Source organism: Ruficoccus sp. ZRK36, assembly GCF_019603315.1.
Classification (GTDB): domain Bacteria; phylum Verrucomicrobiota; class Verrucomicrobiia; order Opitutales; family Cerasicoccaceae; genus Ruficoccus.
In genome coordinates this window covers 2,278,951-2,299,823 of record NZ_CP080649.1, presented here as the reverse complement: position 1 = coordinate 2,299,823, position 20,873 = coordinate 2,278,951, and the positions used below count along the sequence as shown (strand labels likewise).

The window sequence follows — 20,873 nt, the reverse complement described above, 5'->3', positions numbered from 1 at the left end:
GAAAAAACGCCGCCCACATCGGGCGGCGTTTTTGTTTAAAGCAGTTGGCCGGGATCTTACTCGGTGATCTGCGGGCCTTCAGCCGGGGCCAGATTCTTGGCGCGGTCCTTCATCAGGACGTAGTCGCGCTGGTTCTTACCGACGTAGATCTGACGCGGACGGTGGATACGGCCACCCCCTTCGGCGATTTCCTTCCAGTTGGCGATCCAGCCAGGCATACGACCGATGGAGAAGATGACCGTGAACATGTCGAGCGGCAGGCCGATAGCGGCGAGGATGATGCCGCTGTAGAAGTCGACGTTCGGGTACAGCTTGCGGTCGACAAAGTACGGGTCGCTCAGGGCCTTCTCTTCGAGGCGGCGGGCGATGTCCAGCAGCGGGTTGTTCTGCTTGAGGGCAGCGAGCACCTTTTCACAGGTCTTACCGAGGATGCGGGCGCGCGGGTCGTAGTTCTTGTAGACACGGTGACCAAAGCCCATCAGGCGGGCCTCGCCGCGCTTGGCGGCCTCGATGAAGCGGCTGCCGTCGTCCCCGGCGTCGTGGATCTTCTGAAGCATGCTGACCACGGCCATGTTGGCACCGCCATGGAGCGGACCCCACAGGGCACAGACTCCCGCCGAGACCGAGGCAAAGAGGTTGGCACCACCACTGGCGACCATGCGAACGGTCGAGGTGCTACAGTTCTGCTCGTGATCGGCGTGGAGGAGCAGGATCAGGTCGAGCGCCTTGACCACATCGTCGTGCGGGACGTAGTCATGGTAGGGCTCGGAGAAAAGCATGTGCAGGAAGTTCTGGCAGTAGCCCATGCTGTGCTTCGGGTAGACGAAGGGCAGGCCGTTCTTCATGCGGTAGGTCATGGCCGAGAGGGTGCGGACCTTTGAGAGCAGCAGCGAGGCCGCCTCATCAAAGTACTCCAGGTCGCGCTCACGGTTGTTCGTGGCCATCTCCGGATAGTAGCAGCCCAGGGAGTTCAGCATGGCCGAGAGCATGGCCATCGGGTGGGAGCTGTGCGGGAAGCCTTCAAAGATGCGGTGCATGCCCACGTCGATACGGGCATTGCGCAGGACGCGACCGGAGAACTCGGTCATCTGCTTACGCTGGGGCAGCTCGCCGTAAATAATCAGATATGCGGCCTCGATGAAGGTGGAGCTTTCGGCAAGCTGCTCGATCGGGTAACCACGATAGCGAAGGATGCCCTTTTCGCCGTCGATAAATGTGATCGCGCTTTCGCACGAACCGGTGTTGCCGTAGCCCTCATCGTAGGTGATGTAACCGCTCTTCGAGCGCAGGGTGCGAGTGTCGATCGCTTTTTCGCCTTCGCTGCCCTCCATGAGGGGGAAGGTATAATTTTCATTAGCGATTCGAATAGTGGCGGAGTCTTCCATGAGAGGTCCTGAAGTTAGATCAAGGTTGATAACGTAGGGGAATTAATACCCCTCCTTAGAGGGATTTCACGAAGTTCGTATAAATTTGCAAGCCTTTGGCCTGACTTTTTTCCGGGTGAAATTGCGTAGCGAAGCACTTTCCGTGCGCAATGGCACTGGTAAAGGGGTATCCGTACACGGTTTCGCCCCAGACCAGATCACGCTCATCGGTGATCACATGATAGCTGTGGACAAAGTAAAACTGGTCGCGCGCGCGGTCGATACCGTCCACCAGCGGCGGGTTCTCACCGCAGAAGCTCACGGCATTCCAGCCCATGTGCGGGATCTTGTACTCCGGCCCGAGGACAAAACGCTTTACGCGGCCGGGAAAGATGCCCAGCCCCTTGGTGTCGCCCTCCTCGGAGTGCTCAAAAAGGGTCTGCATGCCGAGGCAAATGCCGAAAAAGGGCCTGTCCTGGGCAATCCAGTCGCGCAGGGTCTGCGCCCAGCCGGTCTGCTCCAGGCGGGCCATACAGTGCGGGATCGCCCCCTGACCGGGAAAAATAATCGCTGCGGACTCCTCTACCCCATCGGGTGTCGCCGCCAGCCGGATACGTGCACCGGCATGCTCCCACGCGCGGCAAACGCTGCGCAGATTACCCATTTCCGGGTCAATAACGGTAACAATCGGTCCTTCTTCGCTCATGCGTGGCTAACCGTGCGCACCCCTGGCCCCTTTGTCAAACTCCTTGGCACTCAGATGGTTCTTTCCATCTTTTTGAGATGAAGAAGATGGCAGTAAATGCGAGAAACCCTTTTGTGAACAAAAGGTTTCTCGAGCTCTTCCCAAAAAACTTTATTCTCGGCGCTTCGCGCCGGGACCAAGAGACGGTCCAGTTTTGATGCCTCGACCAGCAATATGAAAGGGCAGCGAACGCAGTGAGCGATGGGTCAGAGCCCATCATTGCCACCGGGTGCAACTCGGCTAGAAGCCGCCGCCAAAGCCACCCTGATAGACGCCAAGCAGCACGGTGATGATGGCCAGTGCGGCCAGCGCCACCTTGTGCGGAAGGCAAACCTTGATCGCGGGCGTTTCGTCTTCCTTGTCCTCGGGCCAGCTCTGCTCCTGGAAGAACGCTTCACGCATCCATCCGAAGTAGTAGTAGATCGAGATGACCACCCCGATGATGGCCACGGCCAGCAGCAGGTAGAGGTCGGCCTGGTAGGCCACCACAAAGAGGAAAACCTTCCCGATGAAACCGGCCAGCGGCGGAATCCCGGCCAGCGAGCCCAGCCCCACGGCCAGTACGCCTGCGAGGAAGGGATTACGGCGGGCGAGATGCACGTAGTGGTCGATCTGCTGATTTTCGTCATCAGGCCCGGCAACGTGAGACATCACGCCGAAGACCGCGAACGAACCGAACAGGTAGGTGAAAAGGTAGAAGATCACGGCCCAAGCGCCCAGCTCGACGCCCTGCGCCAGAGCGATCACGCCCAGCAGCAGGTAGCCAGCATGCGCGATCCCGGACAGGCCCATCACGCGCTTGACGTTGCGCTGGCCCAGCGCGGTAAAGTTGCCGAAGAGGATCGTCACGACGGCGATGGCCGACAGCAGCGGCACGATCATGCCCTGCATCGGGCCGAAGGGCCCCGTAATCAGGTTGATCAGGACGATGAAACCAGCGGCCTTCGAGGAAACGGCGAGGAAAGCCGTTACCGGGGTCGGAGCACCCTGATAGACGTCGGGGATCCAGATCTGGAAAGGAACAGCACCTATCTTGAAGCAGATACCGCACAGGACCATGACCACGCCAATCTTGGCCAGCATGTTGTCCGGATTAGCGGCGAGGAACTGCTCCAGTGCGAGGAAATTCAGTGAATCGCCACTGTGCATAGGCAGGCTCGGATCACCGGCCACCCCGTAGAGCAGCACGATACCGAACAGCAAAATAGCCGTGCTCGTACCCCCGAGGACGAGGTACTTGAGGCCGCCTTCGAGCGAGAAGATGCTGTTACGCCCGTAGCTGACCAGTACGTAGAAGCCAATCGTCACCGTTTCCAGAGCGACGAAGAGCATGACAAAGTTCGAGCTCTGTCCCAGCAGCATCATACCCGCCGTCACCATCAGTGTCAGGCAATAGAACTCCATGCGAGGCAGCGTCTGCTTGCGCAGATAGATCACGCCCAGCCAGGAGACCAGGATGGAGGCCAGCAGGAAAAACACCCGCATCACGCCGGAGAGCGTGGTCGGCAGGATCATCCCGCCGAAGAACATCTGCCCGTCACCGGCTCCGCCACTCATCTGCCCAAGCAGGATGACAAAGATCACGATCTGCCCGGCGATGGCCGCGAAGGGCACCGCGCGGTCACGCAGGCGCGTGGCGAAAAGGTCAATCAGCAGCACCAGCACAGCCAGTAGCGCCATGGCGATTTCCGGCCAGAGGACACACCACTGGTTAGTCGATACAAACTGCTCGGAGAGCTGTGTCAGAAGTTCCTTGTTCATGATGCCGGCTCTTCGTGTTCATGGCCAGCGGCAGTCGTAGCAGGAGCCGCCGGAGTGTGGGCCGTGGAAAGGACGCGGGGCTGATAGACGGCGTCGTCCATCAGTTGGTTGTCGATCGAGTTGGAGATGGAGCGCGGCCAGAAGCCGACCAGCACCAGCCCGAGGATAAGGATGATCGCGGGGATACGCTCGGCCCGCGTGATGTCGGTAATGGTCTTACCCGCAGAGGCTGCCTTGAAGGCCTCCGATTGCGGTCCCATAAAGATCGCAGCCGAGGCGCGCAGCCCGTAGATGGCAGAAATAATGATCCCGATCACTGCCGGAGCAACGGCCCAGGCGTGGCTTTGCCAAAGGGCCATGAAGATCGTGAACTCGCCCCAGAAGTTGGCGAAGCCCGGCAGGCCAACGCTCGCCATCGTCGCAGCCACAAAGAATCCGGCCAGAATCGGGGTCTTCATCCCGAGGCCGCCCATATCGCGCATATCGTAGGTACCGGTACGCTGGTAAACGGCGGTGGACAGCAGGAACATCAGCGCCACGGACAGACCGTGCGCAAACATCAGGATGACCGCACCACCGACACCTGCCACGGACAGAGTGGCGATACCGAGGAAGATGTAGCCCATGTGCATGACCGAGCTGTACCCGACCATGAGCTTGAGGTCGCGCTGGGCGATGGTTACCAGCCCGATGAACAGGATGTTACCCAGCGCCAGCCAGATCAGCAGCGGATTCCACTCCAGCGCGCCCACCGGCATCAGCGGCACAGCGATCTGCACCAGACCGTAGAGGCCGAACTTTTTCAGCACCCCGGCGTGCAGCATGGCGTTCGCGGTCGGGGCGGCGGCATAACCGCGTGGCGCCCACGAGTGGAACGGAAAGAGCGAAACCAGAATCCCGAAGCCGAACAGCAGCAGGCCGAAGATGTTGTGCTGGATGACGTCGGAGATGTCATTGGCGGCGACGTATTCGCGCAGGGCGATCAGGTCAAAGCCGGTCCAGTCGGTGGCCTTGTAGATGTAGATCAGGCCGAGCAGCGAGAGCATTGCCCCCAGCGTCAGGTAGATCGTCATCTCCATCGCGGCCGAGCGGCGCCCTGCCCCGCCCCAGATGCCGATCATGATAAAGGTCGGGATGAGAGCGAGTTCGTGGAAGAAGTAGAAGAAGAAGATGTCCACCGAGGCAAAGACGCCCATCAGACCACCCTGCATGACGAGCAGGAGCAGCAGGTACTGCGGCAGGCGCTCGGCCTTCGAGTTGATGGCGTGCCAACCGGCGGCCAGGCCGACGATCCCGGAGAGCAGAAACAGCGGCGCGGAGATGCCGTTCAGCCCCAGATAGAGGCTGATGCCGAGCGTTTCCTTCATCCCGAGGTCAAACTGGCTCAGGTAGGCGTAGCCGGCGGCGTTATGGGCGGCGTCACCAAAGTTACCCCAGAGCCATAGCGCGATGGCGGTCGGGGCCAGAAAACCGATCCCGGCGATGAGCTTCGCCATGCAGTCACAGCTCTTCTGCGTAAAAAGCAGAAGCACCGCAGCCGCCAGCGGAATCACGATGGCGAGGATTAGCAGCAAGGAATTAAAGTCCGTCATCGTAGCAGTCCCAGAGCAAAGGCGCCAAAGAGAAGAACGCCGGCGATAAACCAATAAACATAACCGTGAATGCTGCCCACATGGAGCGAGCGTGAAACCATCCCGACCAGCCCGGCGACCGCGCCGGAACCGCGCACGACCAGACCGCCGATGACGGCCGTGTCGATGAACGCTACAAAGTCAGCGAAACGCTGCTGGATGTGGGTGACATAGAAATCGTAAATATCGTCAAACCAGCCGTGGCGCTCGAACACATGGTAGAGCCCAGGAGCCTTGACCTGGAGGCGATCCTGCGCAGGACCGCGACCGTAGAAGAAGAAGGTGAACAGGAAGCCACCAATGATGCAGCCGATGCTCAGGTACTCGACCCAGTGCGCACCGGACTCCTCGAAGAGGTGGTGCGCGCCTTCCCAGCCGGGAGCGGCGTGCGAGTAGCCCTCGATCATGAACTGCGCCACGTCGGCAGGGACGAGGGCGTTCATCACGCCATCAGCCCAGCCCCAGTGGTACACGAACCAGCCTGCACCCAGCGAGAGGACCCAACCGAGCACGACGAGCGGCACCGACATCCACGGGCTGCTTTCGTGCGCGTGGGAGGCCTTTTCGGAGTTGGGCTTGCCGAAGAACACGACGAAGAGCATGCGGCCCATGTACAGGGCGGTCAGCAGCGCACCCAGCATCGTGAGCCCAAAGGCCCACGCGTAGGCGTCTCCGTGACCGGCGGCAAACTTGCCCCAGGCCCCGGCGATGATCGTGTCCTTACTGTAGTAACCGGCGGTGAAAGGAACCGCGGAGATTGACAGCGTGGCGACGAGGAAAGCGATAAAGGTGACGGGCATCTTCTTCCAGAGGCCACCCATCTTGAACATATCCTGCTCGTGGTGGCAGGCGTGGATGACTGAGCCGGAGCAGAGGAACAGCGTGGCCTTGAAGCAGGCGTGCATGGCCATGTGCATGATGGCCAGCCCCGGGAAGCCCAGACCGATGGCCGTGGCCATGTAGCCGAGGTGGGCCAGCGTCGAGTACGCGAGGGTCTTCTTGATGTCGTTCTGGCCCAGAGCGCAGAAACCGGCAAAAACGGTCATGATCGCGCCAGACCACAGGATCCACTCCAGCGCGAAAGGCGTGAGCAGGAAGAACACGCGGACCATGAAATAGATACCGGCGGCAACCATCGTAGCGGCGTGGATGAGCGCAGAGACCGGCGTCGGGCCAGCCATGGCGTCCGTCAGCCACACTTGCAGCGGGAACTGAGCGCTCTTACCGATAAAGCCGCACATCAGCAGCAGGCCGATGCCCGTGACCGCCCCACTCTGCCCACTGGCGATCTGTGCGGTGATCTGGGAAATGTCGGCCGTGCCGTAGTAGTGGTAGGCCCAGGCTATACCAACGAGGAAGCCAAAGTCCCCGATGCGATTCACGATAAAGGCCTTCTTCGAGGCGGCGGCGGCAAAGTCCTTGTCCCAGTAGTGGGCGATCAGCATGTACGAGCTGAAGCCGACCAGCTCCCAGAAGACGAAGACCATGAACAGGTTGTCCGAGAGCACGATGCCGAGCATCGAGAACATGAAGATCGACAACCCGCCGAAGAAGCGGCCCTTGTCCTTGTCGTCGTCCATGTACCCCACGCTGAAGACGTGGATCCAGAACCCGACAAAGGCGACGACCGCCAGCATGGTGGCCGCCTCGTGGTTAAAGAGAAAGCCCAGGTCAAAGCTGTAGTCCTGCCCCAGCTGGAGCCAGGTCAGCGAGCCGGTCAGCGTCTGCCCGTCCCACTGGATCAGGAAGACAAAGCTGAGCACCATGATGACGAAGGCCGCCACCACGGATACGGCCGAGGCCCAGTAGCCTCCACGCCGCAGAAACAGGCAGATGACACCCGCTGAAACCAGCGGGGTGAGCAAAATAATCGCGAGCAGTTGCAGAGGGTTCATCTAGTTGCTGAGGGCGTTGAGTTCCTCGACCTGAACGGTCCGGCGTTTGCGGTAGAGGGCGACGATGATCGCCAGCCCGACAGCGACCTCAGCCGCTGCCACCGTGATGATGAAAAAGACGAAAATGTTGCCGTCCATCGTGCGGTTAAAACGCGAGAACGCCACCAGGGCGAGGTTCACGGCGTTGAGCATCAGCTCCATGCACATATAGATGACCAGCGTGTTGCGGCGCAGCAGCACCCCGAAAAATCCGAGGGCAAACAGCAGCCCCGCCACGAAAAGGTATGCGTTCAGACCAATCCCGCTCATGATTCCCTCACTTCCGATTCACGAATTTCACTGGCGTCGGGAGCACCTGCACGGGTCCCGGCGGTACGCTTGCTCAGCACGATGACACCGATCATGGCCACCAGCAGGAGAAAGCCAGCCACCTGGAACGGCAGCATGTACTTGGTAAACAGACCGTAGCCGAAGGAACGCGCCGCCGTGGCAAACTCCATCGGGCTGGCACCACCGGGTACCTCAGGCACAGCCGCCAGCGCGGGGCCGGAAGCGTCGTTCCCGGTCAGGAAAAGGTAAACCATGCCGAAGATCAGCAGCAGCGTAGCGACCGAGGAGGCGGCTACCGTCAGTACGTCCGGGCGCACCTTACTGCTGCGCTCGACGTCGAGCAGCATGATGATGAACAGAAACAGAACCATGACCGCGCCCGCGTAAACAAGCACCTGGAGAATCGCCAGAAAGAAGGCGTCCAGCAGCAGGAACATGGCAGCTGTCCCCACGAAGCTAACGATCATGAACACGGCGCTGTTGACCGCATTCGGGCTGACCACCACCAAAAAGGCGGAGAGTACCGTCAGCGCGGAAAACAGATAAAAGAAGAAGTCTTGCATAGCGTATGCGTCCCAGTCGCCTGCCAGCTGGAAGCCGGCAAAGCGGTAAAAGTCTCAGTATCGGCTTGGCCCTTTCAAGTCAAAATCCCTTCAGTGTCAGTTAATAAGGTTTAATGATGGCCACCGGCAGCAGCGCGTTCCTCGGCGGTTTTTTTCTTGTCCCACTTGTAGTGCTGGTCGGGCAGTGTGCCACCCAGCTCGTAGAGCTTGTCCTTGTGGTTGACGAACTCCTCGCGCGAGGTGCCCACGACGGAGTAAATGTCCTGCAGGAAGATCGCCTCCTCCGGGCAGACTTCCTCGCACATGCCGCAGTAAATACAGCGCAACATGTTGATCTCGAAGTCCTCCGGGCCCTTTTCCACGTGGGCGCGCTCGGTTTCGGCCTCGGGGATCTCACCGGGGGTGATGCGGATGGCCTTGGGCGGGCAGACGAACTCGCACAACTGGCACGAGACGCACTTCTCGCGCCCATTGGGGTCGCGCACCAGCGTGGGCACGCCACGGTAGCCGACCGGGATCGGCGGGCGCTCCTCGGGGTACTGCAGCGTGACCTTGGGGCGGAAGAAGTTTTTCAACGTGATCTTCAGCCCGCCGATGATCTGCGGCAGGTAAGTCTTCTCGAGGAAAGTAAGCGGTTTGCGTTCGACGACTTTTGACATGGCAGTGAGAAGTTCCTGGGTGGTTAGGGAGCGGCCTGGTCGATGACGGCGGGGATATTCTCAATGGTCCAGAAAGTATCCCAAGCGGCGATGAATATCGCGTAGAAGATGATGCAGGCCAGGGCCATGGGCACGAGGTACTTCCAGCCGATGGTCATGACCTGGTCGTAGCGGAAGCGCGGCAGCGTCCAGCGGATCCAGATGAAGAAGACCATCAGCGAATACATTTTGACGATAAAGAAAATCACGCTGATGACGGCGCCAATCCAGCCCCAAGAGGCCCAGGGGTTGGCAACCCAGTCCGGCAGGACCCCGAAGGTCGGCAGGAACTGCCACCCGCCGAAGAACAGCAGAGTGAAGATAGCCGAGCCGATGACCATGTGCGCGTATTCACCGGTGAAGTACAGACCGAACTTGAAGCCGCCGTACTCGGTGTGGAAACCGCCGACCAGCTCGGTCTCGGTTTCGGGCATGTCGAAGGGCAGACGGTTCGTTTCAGCGAAAAGAGCGGTCAGGTAAATGAAGGCCGGAAGCGGCATCCAGAAAACCAGCCAAAGGTCCTTCTGAGCTTCCACCACGTTAAAGAGCGTGAGGTCACCGAGGCTGCCGGTTGGGCCGTTGGCCCACATGAAGACGGGCAGAATCGCCATCCCCATCGCCAGCTCGTAGGAAATCATCTGCGCACTGGAGCGCACCCCGCCGAAGAAGGAGTACTTGTTGTTACCGGCCCAGGCACCGAGCACGATCCCGTACACCCCGAGCGAGCTGATCGCCAGGATGAAGAGGATGCCGATGTCGAGGTTGGCGAGGACGAGCGGCTGCGCCTGACCGTCCACATAGTAAACACCAAACGGCAGCACCACGAGCACCACCAGTGCCGGAACCAATGACAGGCACGGGGCGATGTTGTAGTACACCTTCTTCACGTGCGCCGGGACGGGCTCCTCCTTGAAGAGGAACTTCAGGCCGTCGGCCGGGAGCTGGAAGATACCGAGCTGCACCAGCATCTTACCGAGCACGGGAATGTCCGCAATGCCGGGGATACGGGCACGGTTCGGGCCGATACGACCCTGAATCCAACTGGCGATCTTGCGCTCCGCCATGACGGAGTAGCCCGCGATCGTCATCGTGACGACGACCACGAGGACGGCGTAAACGACTTTCAGTAAAATATCGATCCAGTCCATGACTTAGAATTTCGAGGTAGCGACAGCTTCACCCTGCGGCTCGTAGTGCCAGCTGGCACCTTCGCAGAACGGCAGCCCCTGATAGGCAGACCCGTCCAGCAGCAGGCCGGTTTCGGGGATCTTGTTAAAGTATACGTCCTTGAGCAGTTCGACGTTCTCATGCAGGTAGTCCCAGATCTGCTCCATCGTGGGATGGCAGGGAGTGCCTCCGGCGCACTCGGCCAGCAGGGCGTCGAGCACATAGACGTCGGGCAGAAGACCGGCGGGGCCGGGAACTGCCTGGTAAAACTTCTGCAGGCGGAACTGCTGGTTGATAAAGCTGCCGGTCTTTTCAAAGACGGTCAGCGTCGGGAGGAGCACCCGCGCAAGGTCGGTCGTGGCATTACGGTGCGTACCGAGGTAAACCACGTTCGCCTTTTTCAGCAACTCGGGCGGAAGACCCGCAGCCACCAGATCCTCACCGTAGCTGACGATGGTCTTGAGCTCACCGGCTTCGAGCTGACCGCGCAGCTTATCCAGAGAGGCCACCGGCAGCTCGTTGATCAAGCCCGTCACGAGACCGCCACGCACATTGGGCGTACGGTCATTGGTGATGAGGCGGCCATCCCCCTCCTCGGTGTGGCTGACGAAAGTCACGGAGCCGGGCTCCTTCTCCACCAGCTTGCGGAGCATGGCCTGCTCTTCAACGCTGAGGTGGCCGGAGGCGACATAGGCCACCGGACCGAGCTGGATCAGCTCTCGGGCGCGCAGCACGGCGTTACCCAGCGAGGCCACCTGGCCGTCGATCCGGAAGCGCTGCATGCGGTCTTCACGCTCGACGAGCTTGTAAAGCGCGCGGCCAGAGTCGGTCATCCAGGAGTCGTTGACCTCGTCGTTGCGGCGCGGCGTCACGCGGTAAAGCTTACCCTCACGGCTCCAAACCTCGGTATTCACGCCCGCGCTGCTCTCGGTGCAGATGGACTTGGTCGGCTTGAGGAACCACACGCGCATCTTGAAGCGGAAGTCCGTGCTGGTCAGCGCGCCCACCGGGCAGATGTCCACGGTGTTGAGCGAGTAGTTGCTGTCGAGCTGGGTGCCGGGATAGCAGGTCAGTGTGGAGTGGCTGCCGCGCTCGGTGAAGCCCAGGACCGGATTCTTGTCGATCTCGGAGCAGAAACGCACACAACGCGAGCACAGGATGCAGCGCTCGTCGTCGAGGGTGACACGCGGCCCCAGCACGGTGCGCTTGGGCTTGACGTTTTTCTCCTCGTGGTAGCGGCTGAATCCGCGCCCATAGTCAGTGGCAAACTCCTGCAGACGGCATTCACCGGCCTGGTCGCAAATCGGGCAATCCAGCGGGTGATTCGCCAAAAGGAACTCCATCACACCCTCGCGGCAGCTCTTGGTCAGCTCACTCTGGGTCTTGATGTGGACACCGGGAGTGGCCTTGCTGGCGCAGGCGATGGCGGGCTTGGGCATCCAGCCGATCTTCTGCTGGCCGGTGTCGTCGTCCATGATGGGCTCACCGGTGGCGCGGTCGCGCATCGGCATCCCCATCTCGACCAGGCACATACGGCAGTTACCAGCGACCGAGAGGTGCGAATGGTAGCAGTAGTGCGGGATCTCCACGCCTACGCTCTCGCAGGCGTCCACCAGGTTCATCCCCTCGGGAACCTCGAAGTCTTTGCCATCGATGTTGATGGCTACCGTTTTGGGCTGTCCGTTCTCTGACATGGGAAAAGTATAGCGCTTAGATGAGCGGGTATCCGTTCGGGTTGTAGCGGCCGTTGCCCTGGTGGGCGATCTTGTCCAGATACTCGTCCTTAAACTTGTTATAGTGGCTCTGCGTCGGCCAGGCAACGGCTTCACCGTGGGCGCAAATGGTCCGGCCTTCGATCTGGTCGGCGATGTTTTTCATCAGATCGACGTCCTCGGGGCGGGCTTGGCCGCAGGTCATGCGGGTCGTCATCTTGTTCAGCCACAGGGAGCCCTCGCGGCAGGGCGTGCACTGGCCGCAGCTCTCGTGACCATAGAAAGCCATGAGATTGGCGATGACCTCCATCATGTCGGTGGAGTCGTCCATCACGATGGCGCCGCCGGTTCCCATAAAGGTACCGCAGCAGCGCAGGCTGACGGCGTCCAGCGGGATGTCCTCAACGCCCCAGTCAAACTCCTCACCGGTGTTCGGATGCTTACCGGTGAAACGCTCGCCAAAGCGGAGAATCTTGGTGGAGGAACCACCGGGGATCAGGGCCTTGAACTTGCGGCCCGGCAGCGGTCCGCCGCACAGGTCGTACAAAAGCTCGCCGAAGGTGGCCGAACCGGCCTCGACTTCGTAGTAGCCGGGCTTTTGCACATGGCCGCTGACGCCGAAAATATGCGTGCCGGTGTCGCCTTTGACACCGATCTTGGCGAACTCGGCGCCGCCCATCTCAATGACGTGCTTCACCTGCGAAAGGGTCTCCACGTTATTCACGATGGTCGGGCACTGGTACAGGCCGAGCACAGCCGGGAAATACGGGGGCTTGATGCGCGGGTAGCCGCGCTTGCCTTCGAGAGACTCGATCAGGCCGGTTTCCTCACCACAGATGTAGGCCCCGGCTCCGCGGTGCACCACGATGTCGCAGGAGTAGCCTGAGCCGCCGATGTCCTCGCCGACGAAGCCCTTTTCACGGGCCTCCTCAATGGCGTTTTCAAGGATGCGGGCGCCGTTGATAAACTCACCGCGGATGTAGATGAATGCCTGCTTACACTGCGTGGCAAAGGCCGATATCATCATGCCCTCGATCAGCTGGTGCGGGTCCTGATAAATGATCTGGCGGTCCTTGAAGGTGCCCGGCTCGGATTCGTCAGCGTTGCAGACGAGGTAGATGGGCTTGCCGGACTTGCGGTCGAGGAACTTCCACTTCATGCCGGTGGGGAACCCTGCCCCACCCCGTCCGGTCAGCCCCGAGTCGAAAACTTCCTTGCACAGGTCCTCGGGCTTGGCCTGGAGCGCTTTCTTGAGCACGTCGTAACCGCCGTGACGCATGTAGCAGTCGATATCGGCGGTGTAGCCCGGCTCATCGACGTGCTTGTAAATAATTCGGCGTTCCTGAATGGCCATGATCTTGTCTGAAAAAATCTATCCGTGGTTACAGGTTGGTGTCCCCTAGCCTTTGTAGGCGGGCGTACCGGGCTCGGGCGCGGCCTTGCAGGCGGCGCCGGGCTCGGCGGAAGCGGCTTCCTTGATGCGGGCGATCAAGTCCTCGAGTTGATCGGGCGTGCAGTTCTCGTAAAGACGATCATCGACCTGGACGACCGGGCCCTTACCGCAGTCAGCGATACACTCGACAAACTCGATCGTGTAGTTGCCGTCTTCGGAGGTGGCTCCGCGCTTGCAGGCGAGCGCGTCCTCGAGCTGTTCGCAGACCTTGTAGGCACCATTGAGGGCGCAGGAAAGCGTGCGGCAGACCTTGATATGCACCTTGCCGATGGGCTTGCGGCGGAACATCGGGTAGAAGCTCACCACTTCGAGCACCTTCATGGGCTCGATCTCGAGCTTGGCGGCGATCCACTTCATGGCCTCGTCCGAGAGGTAGCCCTGGTCTTCCTGCACCAGATGGCACAGGGGCAGCGTCAGGCTGCGCTTGTCCGGGTACTTCGGAAAGAGCGATTCGATCTTTTTAAGGGTTTCGGGAGCCAGGTCCATGGTCACAAATCAGAAATTAGCGGTCGCACTCGCCCATGACGAAGTCAAAGGAGCCCAGGACGACGGGGATGTCCGACATCATCATGCCGGGCAGGAGTTTGGGAAGGATGCTCAGCGAGCAGAAGCTGCCGCCGCGGATGCGCAGGCGGAACGGCACGCCACCGCCCTTGGAGACGATGTAGAAGCCGAGAGCCCCCTTCGGGTTTTCCGTTTCAAAATAGACTTCTCCAGCCGGGATCTGCGGCCCTTCGGTCACGATCATGAAGTTCTGGATGAGCTCTTCCATGCTGGTGAGCACCTTGTCCTTCTGCGGCTTGAAAATCTTCTTGGCCTCTTCGGCGTACCAGAGACCGTCGGGCATCTTGTCGATGGCCTGGCGAACGATCTTCACGCTCTCACGCATCTCTTCCATGCGGACGAGGTAGCGGTCGTAACAGTCACCGACGGAGCCGATCGGGGTCTCAAACTCGTAGTTTTCGTACCCGAGGTACGGGCAGTCGCGGCGCAGGTCCACGTCCACCCCGGAGGCGCGCAGGTTGGCCCCGGTAAAGCCGTAGCTGATCGCGTCTTCCTTGGAGATCGGCGCGATGTCCTTCGTGCGGTCGAGAAATATCTTGTTGCGGGTCAGCAGGTTATCAACCTCGTCGATAGCCGGCCCGAGCTGATTGAGGAAGTCGTTCACGCGGCCCAGCCAGCCGTCGGGGATATCCCGGGCAAGCCCACCGATACGGGTGTAGCTGGTGGTGAAGCGCGCGCCGGTCAGCTCTTCAAAGAGCGTGTAGAGCTTTTCGCGCTGCGTATAAGTATAAAGGAAGACCGTCATCGCGCCACAGTCCATCCCGTACACCCCGACACCCAGCAGGTGGGAGGACAGGCGGGCCAGCTCGCAGCAGATGAGGCGGATCGTCTCACAGCGCGGCGGCATCTGGAGCCCGGCGAGTTTCTCAACCGCCATGGCGTAGCAAACGTTGTTGGCCAGCGGAGCGAGATAGTCCAACCGGTCCGTATAGGGTACGAACTGGTTGTAGGTCATGTTCTCGGCGATCTTTTCATCCCCGCGATGCAGATAGCCGATGACCGGGTCGCACTTGAGGATGTAGTCGCCGTCCAGCTCGAGCCTCAGCCGCAGCACCCCGTGCGTGGCCGGGTGCGAGGGACCCATGTTCAGGCTCATGGTTTCGCCCTGCAGCTCGTCCTCGTGGTCGGCGGCACGGCGGGCGGCGTCGCCCACGGAAAGTTCTTTGATTTGAGTCGGCATGGTGTCTTCAGCTCTCGGAGGGCTTCTCCTTCTTTTCGTTCCAGCTCTGGTCAGCGGCACGCGGCTCGCGGTCAGACATTTCACCGGTCTGCGGAGAGTGGAAAGGCCCACCCGCCATCGGCGCGGCGATAACCTTGGTTCCGCCGGTAGCCTCGGTCACATCAGCGGCCGGGAGTTCCACCTCGATGCCCGCCAGCGGAAACTCCTTGCGCAGCGGGTGGTACGGGTAGCTGTCCCACATGAGGATGCGGCGCATGTCCGGGTGCCCGCTGAAGCGGATACCCAGCAAATCGTACGTCTCGCGCTCCATCCAGTTGGCGATGCCAAAAAGTCCGGTCAGGGTCGGAGCCACGGGATTTTCGTCGCCCTCACACTCGGTCTGGACGCGCACGTAGCGCTTGTCACGGGTGGAGAACAGCTGGGCCAGCACACTGAAGCGCGGGCTGGCTTCCTGCCCCCAGTCAACACCGGTGGAGTCGGTCAGCAGGTCGAAATGCATCTCGTCGCGCAGTTGGCGGCAAGTTTCGACGTATTTATCCGCCGGCACATTAATAGCCGGCGCGTCTGCGCTCGAGCGCTCAGTCGCGTAGTCAAAGCGTTTGAGCAGGTCCTGAAGAAGAGTATCTTGCGTCATTAGTGAGCAGCCGTAGGTGCAGTGGCCTGGGGGGCCGGGTGCATGTCACGCTTGAGCAGGTTCGAGACCGAATGCTCGTGCATGATTTTATCCTGAAGCTTCATGAGGCCGTCCAGCAGGGCTTCCGGGCGCGGAGGGCAACCGCTGATGTAAACGTCCACCGGTACAATCCGGTCCACCCCTTGCAGAGTGGCGTAGGAGCGGTACATCCCGCCGGAGGAAGCGCACGCGCCCATCGCCACAACCCACTTGGGCTCGGGCATCTGGTCGTAAATGCGGCGCACAACTTCAGCCATCTTATAAGTGACCGTGCCGGCGACCAGCATGCAGTCTGCCTGGCGCGGAGAGAAACGTGTCACCTCCATGCCGAAGCGACTAATATCAAATCGCGAGGCGGCGGTACCCATGAACTCAATGGCGCAGCAGGCCAGCCCCATAGGCATCGGCCATACCGAATTCTTGCGTACCCAGTTGATCACCGCGTCCAGTCTGGACACGACAACTTCCCCCTCAATTTTGCTGTTGTAGCCGTATGAAGCCTCCGAACTCATAAAAAACCCTTACTTGCCTAGGGAGCAGTCCCCCCGGAATCAAACCTAATTAAAAATTTTGTGCATCTTGAGCAAGATACAAGCCGATCATAAGGCCATTTTATACCTCACTCAAGCGGCAGAGGTGAACTTCGACAAAATACATGCTTTGGGATTGACTCCCCCCCGACCTGCTGGCTGACTCCCCGTTTCTTCAAAAAGGAGAGGTGACAGAGTGGCCGATTGTGCATCCCTGGAAAGGATGTGTGCGGGAAACTGCACCGAGGGTTCGAATCCCTCCCTCTCCGCCACTGACTTTTCAGTGCCCGGCGTGGAAGCCTCGAATTTTCAGTAAGTTACGAATCAACAACGCCTTAATATGAGCATTTGTTGAAGTATTTAATACGACTAAATACTACTCAGTACTACTAAAATCGCCCGAATTGCCTTAACTGAGGCTTAACCGAGCCCCCTTCAGGCTGCTTTTATCCTGCGCAACAGATCATCGAATATCATTCATCTAGTACTGCTAAAGGGCAGAAAACTATTCTGTTCAGTGACACGCAGAATCTGGCCGCCACCAATTGGAAGTAAATGGAACGTGACCATCTCATGGGCAGGGGGGAAATCAAAATCTACACCACAGTAAGGAGATGCTACGCGAAAACCTCCTGAAAAACGGCGAGCAACTCCTCGCCATGGCCCTCAAGGCACGCGCTGAGCGCATTTAGCAGCAAAATATGATGATGTTCTCCAGCCACGATTACACTCTAGCCAGACCCACAGTATCCACACGTGAACCCTGTCATTCGCCAATCAAACTCGTTTAAATCAAGAAACTTGTGGCGTTTATGTATTAGTACTATTAAGGGAGATTCTAGACTAAAAGATCGTATGATTCCGATATCGCAAATAATTGAAACGCATCCCAAGTTAGTCATGAAGCTTCAGCGCTTCTCTCTTCCCGCAGCAGCACGATTGGTTGGTGCGCTCGGACTAATTCCTGAGCTTCAAGCAAATACCATACGTATTGAAATACTTACGCATCTAGTCGTCACATGCTGTCGTGGCAGCGCAATGCCAAAGTTCAAAGACTTATCCGAATGGGTTAGGCTTATGGCAAGTTCTACTGCGGCGCACTTGGAAGATCCGGTAGAAGATCAGTTCATTGGGTGTGCCAACTCTAGGTATGGAAGTTTTCGAATATTCCAAGGAAATTTCAGTGACGGAGCCTTTCTGGTAGAACGGCTCCTTGATTTTTATGGGAAGAAACCCGATGCTCCAACATTTCAAGAGACGATAGATAGAGTCATAGCCATACTCAAAATAGCAGATGCGTTAGCAGAGAAAGCAGGCTTGCAACGCTACGATGAGGGAAGCGGAAATCATGCGCAGAGGCTTATAATCCCGAGTAGGAAGGTTTTGGAGTCAAGAATCAAAAGCATTATCTTTACTCATCAAGACCTCAAGGAATTAGGGGCTCCGGAAGCCCTCCTTGACGATTTCATTTTAAGCAAACCTCTGCTTACAAACATTAATCTAGAGACATTGTGGGCCTCGACATTGGAACGGCATCCGCTTCTTCGGGTGGAGAAAGGCATTTTGGTTATTGAGCCTAGTACGCTTTCTAGGACAGTAGTTCGCTATATGGTTGAACGGCTAAAATTTATAGCAGGATTTGCTGATATATTCTATCGGGCTGAAAGTGCAGATGTTTTCGTTAATGACGTTGCTAGCCGACTTGGAATTAATCCAATTGAGTTCACTCCACCAGAGGCGGAGGAGGGAACGCCACATTTGATGCCATGTTTTGGTCTGTTTGACGTTGGAATGCCGGTTGTCATGCTAACATATACACCATCCATACAAGGTGCGATAAACAATTTTTCTGGAGTCGATACATTCTCAAAGGTAGAGCAAGAAAAATTCCAAAATTACATACAGTCTTGTGCTAATAAGCTCGAAAAACTTCCTCACTTCAACGGAGGAATGGTTCTCATTTGCATCGCAGGCTATGGAAGGTCGTGTGAACTAAAGTGGAATCATTGGAGTCCGAAATGGAGGGTTTATAGCGCTACCTTACGGGATTGGATGGCCTTAACGGGTGCTGGATGCACTGCGGTACAATTATGGAAACTCGGAAAACATAAAGACCATTGCGAGAGCCTTGGTGTGGAACTAGTAAACCCAGCAGGATTGCTCAATCTGTTTTCATTCTGGAGGAATTCCGAATTCCGTTTAGTGCCTAAACAATTGGACATTCAAGAAATTCGTAAAATCATCTATATCGACTGCGCCCATTCTCAATTAATTCGTGTATTGGAAGCCCAAAAGCTTGACGAGCACTGTATTGAAAGGCCAGGTAGCGATAGTTTTTCCCGAATCGTCAGACAGAATTCACGAACCTTTTTCCTAGAAGATAACCACGCCCCGATTTATGGTGCGATTAATGAGGCTCAAGAACGCTTGGTTGGTTGTACAAAGCGTGGTTGCGCCGTGTGGTGGGTTGTTGCAGAATATCGCCCCGATCGTCCAGAACTACGAGATCTGCTATATCAGCTTTGGGATTGCGTGCTCCAATGGACAGACCATCTGGTCGCAGTCGTGGAGCGAGAGTGGCCGGAAATCCGTAGGCGGGATATCGAAGTACACTTGGTCTTGCCGAATTTTGAGCAATGGTCATATGGAGATGCCAACACTCTACCTTCCGAACCAGAGGAAATTTCAATTAAGACAGATCAGCAAAAGAGCCGCATTACACTTACAATCCCAGAGGGATTTCTCTTACAATTTAACGCACCTAAAAATATCGCTGAACAAAAAATCGTAGCGTCAATTTTTAGAGGAGCCGCTCATCTATCTGGGAGACGGGATTCAGAAGAAGCCATTTCATGCATGACTCATGAAGTCGTTCGAAATGACGACACACGTTACTTTCACGTAGTGGAAATGCATGAAATAGAGCATTTTTATAAGGCTGAGCATAAACCACATCCGCTTTTCGTTGCCGACGAGGACACGAACTTGGCAACACTTGGCCTTGCCGATTTAGTCGGCCGGCCTGCTGAAGGGAATCAAATCATTGGTCAAGAGAGTTGTAGGACCTTTCTCCAAAAAATAGTTGAGAAGGTCTGGGAGCGACTAGAGAAGCGGCTTGAGAGATTCGATAGAACTTATCTTGTTCAAGCGTGCTTTCGGGCAATCGACGAAATTAGTCGCGATCAAACTGTTTGGCACATGACTACGCGATCAGTATTCGCTCTACATAATGATCATGACAATACCAGGGAAGTATTACGAAATCGTCGAAGTCAACAGTCTATAGCTCATCTCGCAAACCGAATTCTAATAGAAACGGCACAATACGCTTGTCTAGATGATGCGAAAGAGGCTTTTTTCAGAGCAGATCATGCACTATTACTTTCTGAAGTTAAGTTATTAATAGAACTTGCACATCATCGTGATGCCATAGCATTCGGCGTTATGAAACCAGAAATCACCATCTATCCCAACGGTGAGATTGATGTAGATAATAGTTTTTATAACGAGACATTCTTTAAATATTTGTCACACCGATCAGACAACGACTCAAATAAGGCCGCAAAAGCTTATGAACAATACTTTGAGGCACCAGAAGTATTTTCGGACGATCAGTCAAAGGCCATAGACTGTAGGATATCAAAACTAAATGCTGCCTTTGAGCCTGAGTTTGGGGTTTCAATCGAGAAAATACTTAAGATTATGGATGTCTTTAGGGATTTTGCTATTAAATCGGGTGTACCATGCCGGCTAGTTAAGGAGCGAGAGATGCTCAAAATTCTTCAAGAGGGCTGCGAGTTCTCCACCTCAGAGGCTGAGGCGTTTCTTGTGCGACTAACCCTTCCAATCCGTCCAGCATGGGATGAGAACCTTCCACCCAATTGTAAGAAAGAAGATGTCTATCCATGGCGTTTTCGCAGACATTTATCTCTCCTAGCTCGGCCTTTGGTCCAAGTAGCCATATCACCACGCACTTGGGTTATTTCTGCACCATTCATTGAGAAAAGCTTATCCTATTTGTTGGGAAATATCGAAAGCGCGAACTTCCCCGAACGCTTTTTCTCATCTGCAAATATGCGTTCATATCTTGGGCACGAGGTGAATCGGCGTGGGCATGATTTTGCAGAGCGCATTCGCAATATATTTAATGATCATGGTCTTGAATCTAGATTTGAAATAGAAATGACCGAAATAGGGGCTTCAAAAAGCTTGGGGCTTGGTGATATAGACGTTTTAGCCTGGAACCCATCCACTGGAAGAGTTTTTGCAGCTGAATGCAAACGCCTTCTCCCGGCACTAACCATTCGGGAGGTGCTTCAGCGGCTTGAGGATTTTCGTGGAAATAAGAAAGTGAAGGATTCTCTCGGTCGTCACCTTCGACGAGTCGATTGGATTAGACAGCATTTAAACTCTCTTTCAAGGATCACCGATATTCCGACAGAGAGCATCCAACTGACTCCTCTACTTGTAACCAGTGAAATTGTACCAATGCAGTTTTTTAAAGAAATGGAATTCCCGACTGAACAGGTGATACCTGCCGACGATCTTTCACAATACATCAATCAGCGATAAGGATCCACGACGACTGGGATTGGGAAGGTTGAGAA

General features: G+C 57.1%; 16 protein-coding genes and 1 tRNA gene. 2 read left to right on the top strand and 15 right to left on the bottom strand.

Annotation, left to right across the window (positions count from 1 at the left end; all coding sequences use genetic code 11):
• Positions 1-56: 56 nt before the first annotated feature.
• From K0V07_RS10150 to nuoB, 15 genes are all read right to left on the bottom strand, one after another.
• Positions 57-1,385: a citrate synthase gene (locus K0V07_RS10150; RefSeq protein WP_220621275.1), complete on the bottom strand. Its 1,329-nt coding sequence runs from the start codon at positions 1,383-1,385 to the stop codon at positions 57-59.
• A gap of 55 nt (positions 1,386-1,440) precedes the next feature.
• On the bottom strand, positions 1,441-2,070 hold the full coding sequence (hisH, locus tag K0V07_RS10145; protein WP_220621274.1) for an imidazole glycerol phosphate synthase subunit HisH: 630 nt from the start codon (positions 2,068-2,070) through the stop codon (positions 1,441-1,443).
• A 279-nt stretch (positions 2,071-2,349) separates the two neighbouring features.
• Entirely contained in the window at positions 2,350-3,870 is a 1,521-nt protein-coding gene (locus K0V07_RS10140; RefSeq protein WP_220621273.1) for an NADH-quinone oxidoreductase subunit N, read from the bottom strand.
• The gene (locus K0V07_RS10135; protein WP_220621272.1) at positions 3,867-5,462 is read right to left on the bottom strand and encodes an NADH-quinone oxidoreductase subunit M; all 1,596 of its coding nucleotides are present in this window, start codon (positions 5,460-5,462) and stop codon (positions 3,867-3,869) included. The genes K0V07_RS10140 and K0V07_RS10135 overlap by 4 nt, the downstream gene beginning before the upstream one ends.
• On the bottom strand, positions 5,459-7,396 hold the full coding sequence (gene nuoL, locus K0V07_RS10130) for an NADH-quinone oxidoreductase subunit L (RefSeq protein ID WP_220621271.1): 1,938 nt from the start codon (positions 7,394-7,396) through the stop codon (positions 5,459-5,461). Before nuoL ends, K0V07_RS10135 begins: the two co-directional genes overlap by 4 nt.
• Positions 7,397-7,705 carry an NADH-quinone oxidoreductase subunit NuoK gene (nuoK, locus tag K0V07_RS10125; RefSeq protein ID WP_220621270.1) on the bottom strand — a complete coding sequence of 103 codons (309 nt, stop codon included), beginning with the start codon at positions 7,703-7,705 and terminating at the stop codon, positions 7,397-7,399.
• The gene (locus K0V07_RS10120) at positions 7,702-8,289 is read right to left on the bottom strand and encodes an NADH-quinone oxidoreductase subunit J (protein WP_220621269.1); all 588 of its coding nucleotides are present in this window, start codon (positions 8,287-8,289) and stop codon (positions 7,702-7,704) included. The genes nuoK and K0V07_RS10120 overlap by 4 nt, the downstream gene beginning before the upstream one ends.
• Before the next feature lie 110 nt (positions 8,290-8,399).
• The gene (locus K0V07_RS10115) at positions 8,400-8,948 is read right to left on the bottom strand and encodes an NADH-quinone oxidoreductase subunit I (protein ID WP_220621268.1); all 549 of its coding nucleotides are present in this window, start codon (positions 8,946-8,948) and stop codon (positions 8,400-8,402) included.
• 23 nt (positions 8,949-8,971) lie between these two features.
• Positions 8,972-10,135 carry a complex I subunit 1 family protein gene (locus K0V07_RS10110; protein ID WP_220621267.1) on the bottom strand — a complete coding sequence of 388 codons (1,164 nt, stop codon included), beginning with the start codon at positions 10,133-10,135 and terminating at the stop codon, positions 8,972-8,974.
• 3 nt (positions 10,136-10,138) lie between these two features.
• Positions 10,139-11,848: a 2Fe-2S iron-sulfur cluster-binding protein gene (locus K0V07_RS10105; protein ID WP_220621266.1), complete on the bottom strand. Its 1,710-nt coding sequence runs from the start codon at positions 11,846-11,848 to the stop codon at positions 10,139-10,141.
• 16 nt (positions 11,849-11,864) lie between these two features.
• Complete coding sequence (nuoF, locus tag K0V07_RS10100; protein ID WP_220621265.1) at positions 11,865-13,220, bottom strand: NADH-quinone oxidoreductase subunit NuoF; 1,356 nt, start codon at positions 13,218-13,220, stop codon at positions 11,865-11,867.
• 45 nt (positions 13,221-13,265) lie between these two features.
• Positions 13,266-13,805: an NAD(P)H-dependent oxidoreductase subunit E gene (locus tag K0V07_RS10095; RefSeq protein WP_220621264.1), complete on the bottom strand. Its 540-nt coding sequence runs from the start codon at positions 13,803-13,805 to the stop codon at positions 13,266-13,268.
• Positions 13,806-13,821: 16 nt separating this feature from the next.
• A complete protein-coding gene (nuoD, locus tag K0V07_RS10090) occupies positions 13,822-15,063 on the bottom strand; it encodes an NADH dehydrogenase (quinone) subunit D (RefSeq protein WP_220621263.1) in 1,242 nt (413 codons plus the stop codon).
• A gap of 7 nt (positions 15,064-15,070) precedes the next feature.
• The gene (locus K0V07_RS10085) at positions 15,071-15,697 is read right to left on the bottom strand and encodes an NADH-quinone oxidoreductase subunit C (protein WP_220621262.1); all 627 of its coding nucleotides are present in this window, start codon (positions 15,695-15,697) and stop codon (positions 15,071-15,073) included.
• Complete coding sequence (nuoB, locus tag K0V07_RS10080; RefSeq protein ID WP_220621261.1) at positions 15,697-16,248, bottom strand: NADH-quinone oxidoreductase subunit NuoB; 552 nt, start codon at positions 16,246-16,248, stop codon at positions 15,697-15,699. The genes K0V07_RS10085 and nuoB overlap by 1 nt, the downstream gene beginning before the upstream one ends.
• A gap of 200 nt (positions 16,249-16,448) precedes the next feature.
• Here nuoB and K0V07_RS10075 point away from each other — a divergent pair.
• Positions 16,449-16,538, top strand: a tRNA-Ser gene (locus tag K0V07_RS10075).
• A 628-nt stretch (positions 16,539-17,166) separates the two neighbouring features.
• Entirely contained in the window at positions 17,167-20,838 is a 3,672-nt protein-coding gene (locus K0V07_RS10070) for a hypothetical protein (RefSeq protein WP_220621260.1), read from the top strand.
• Positions 20,839-20,873: the final 35 nt, after the last annotated feature.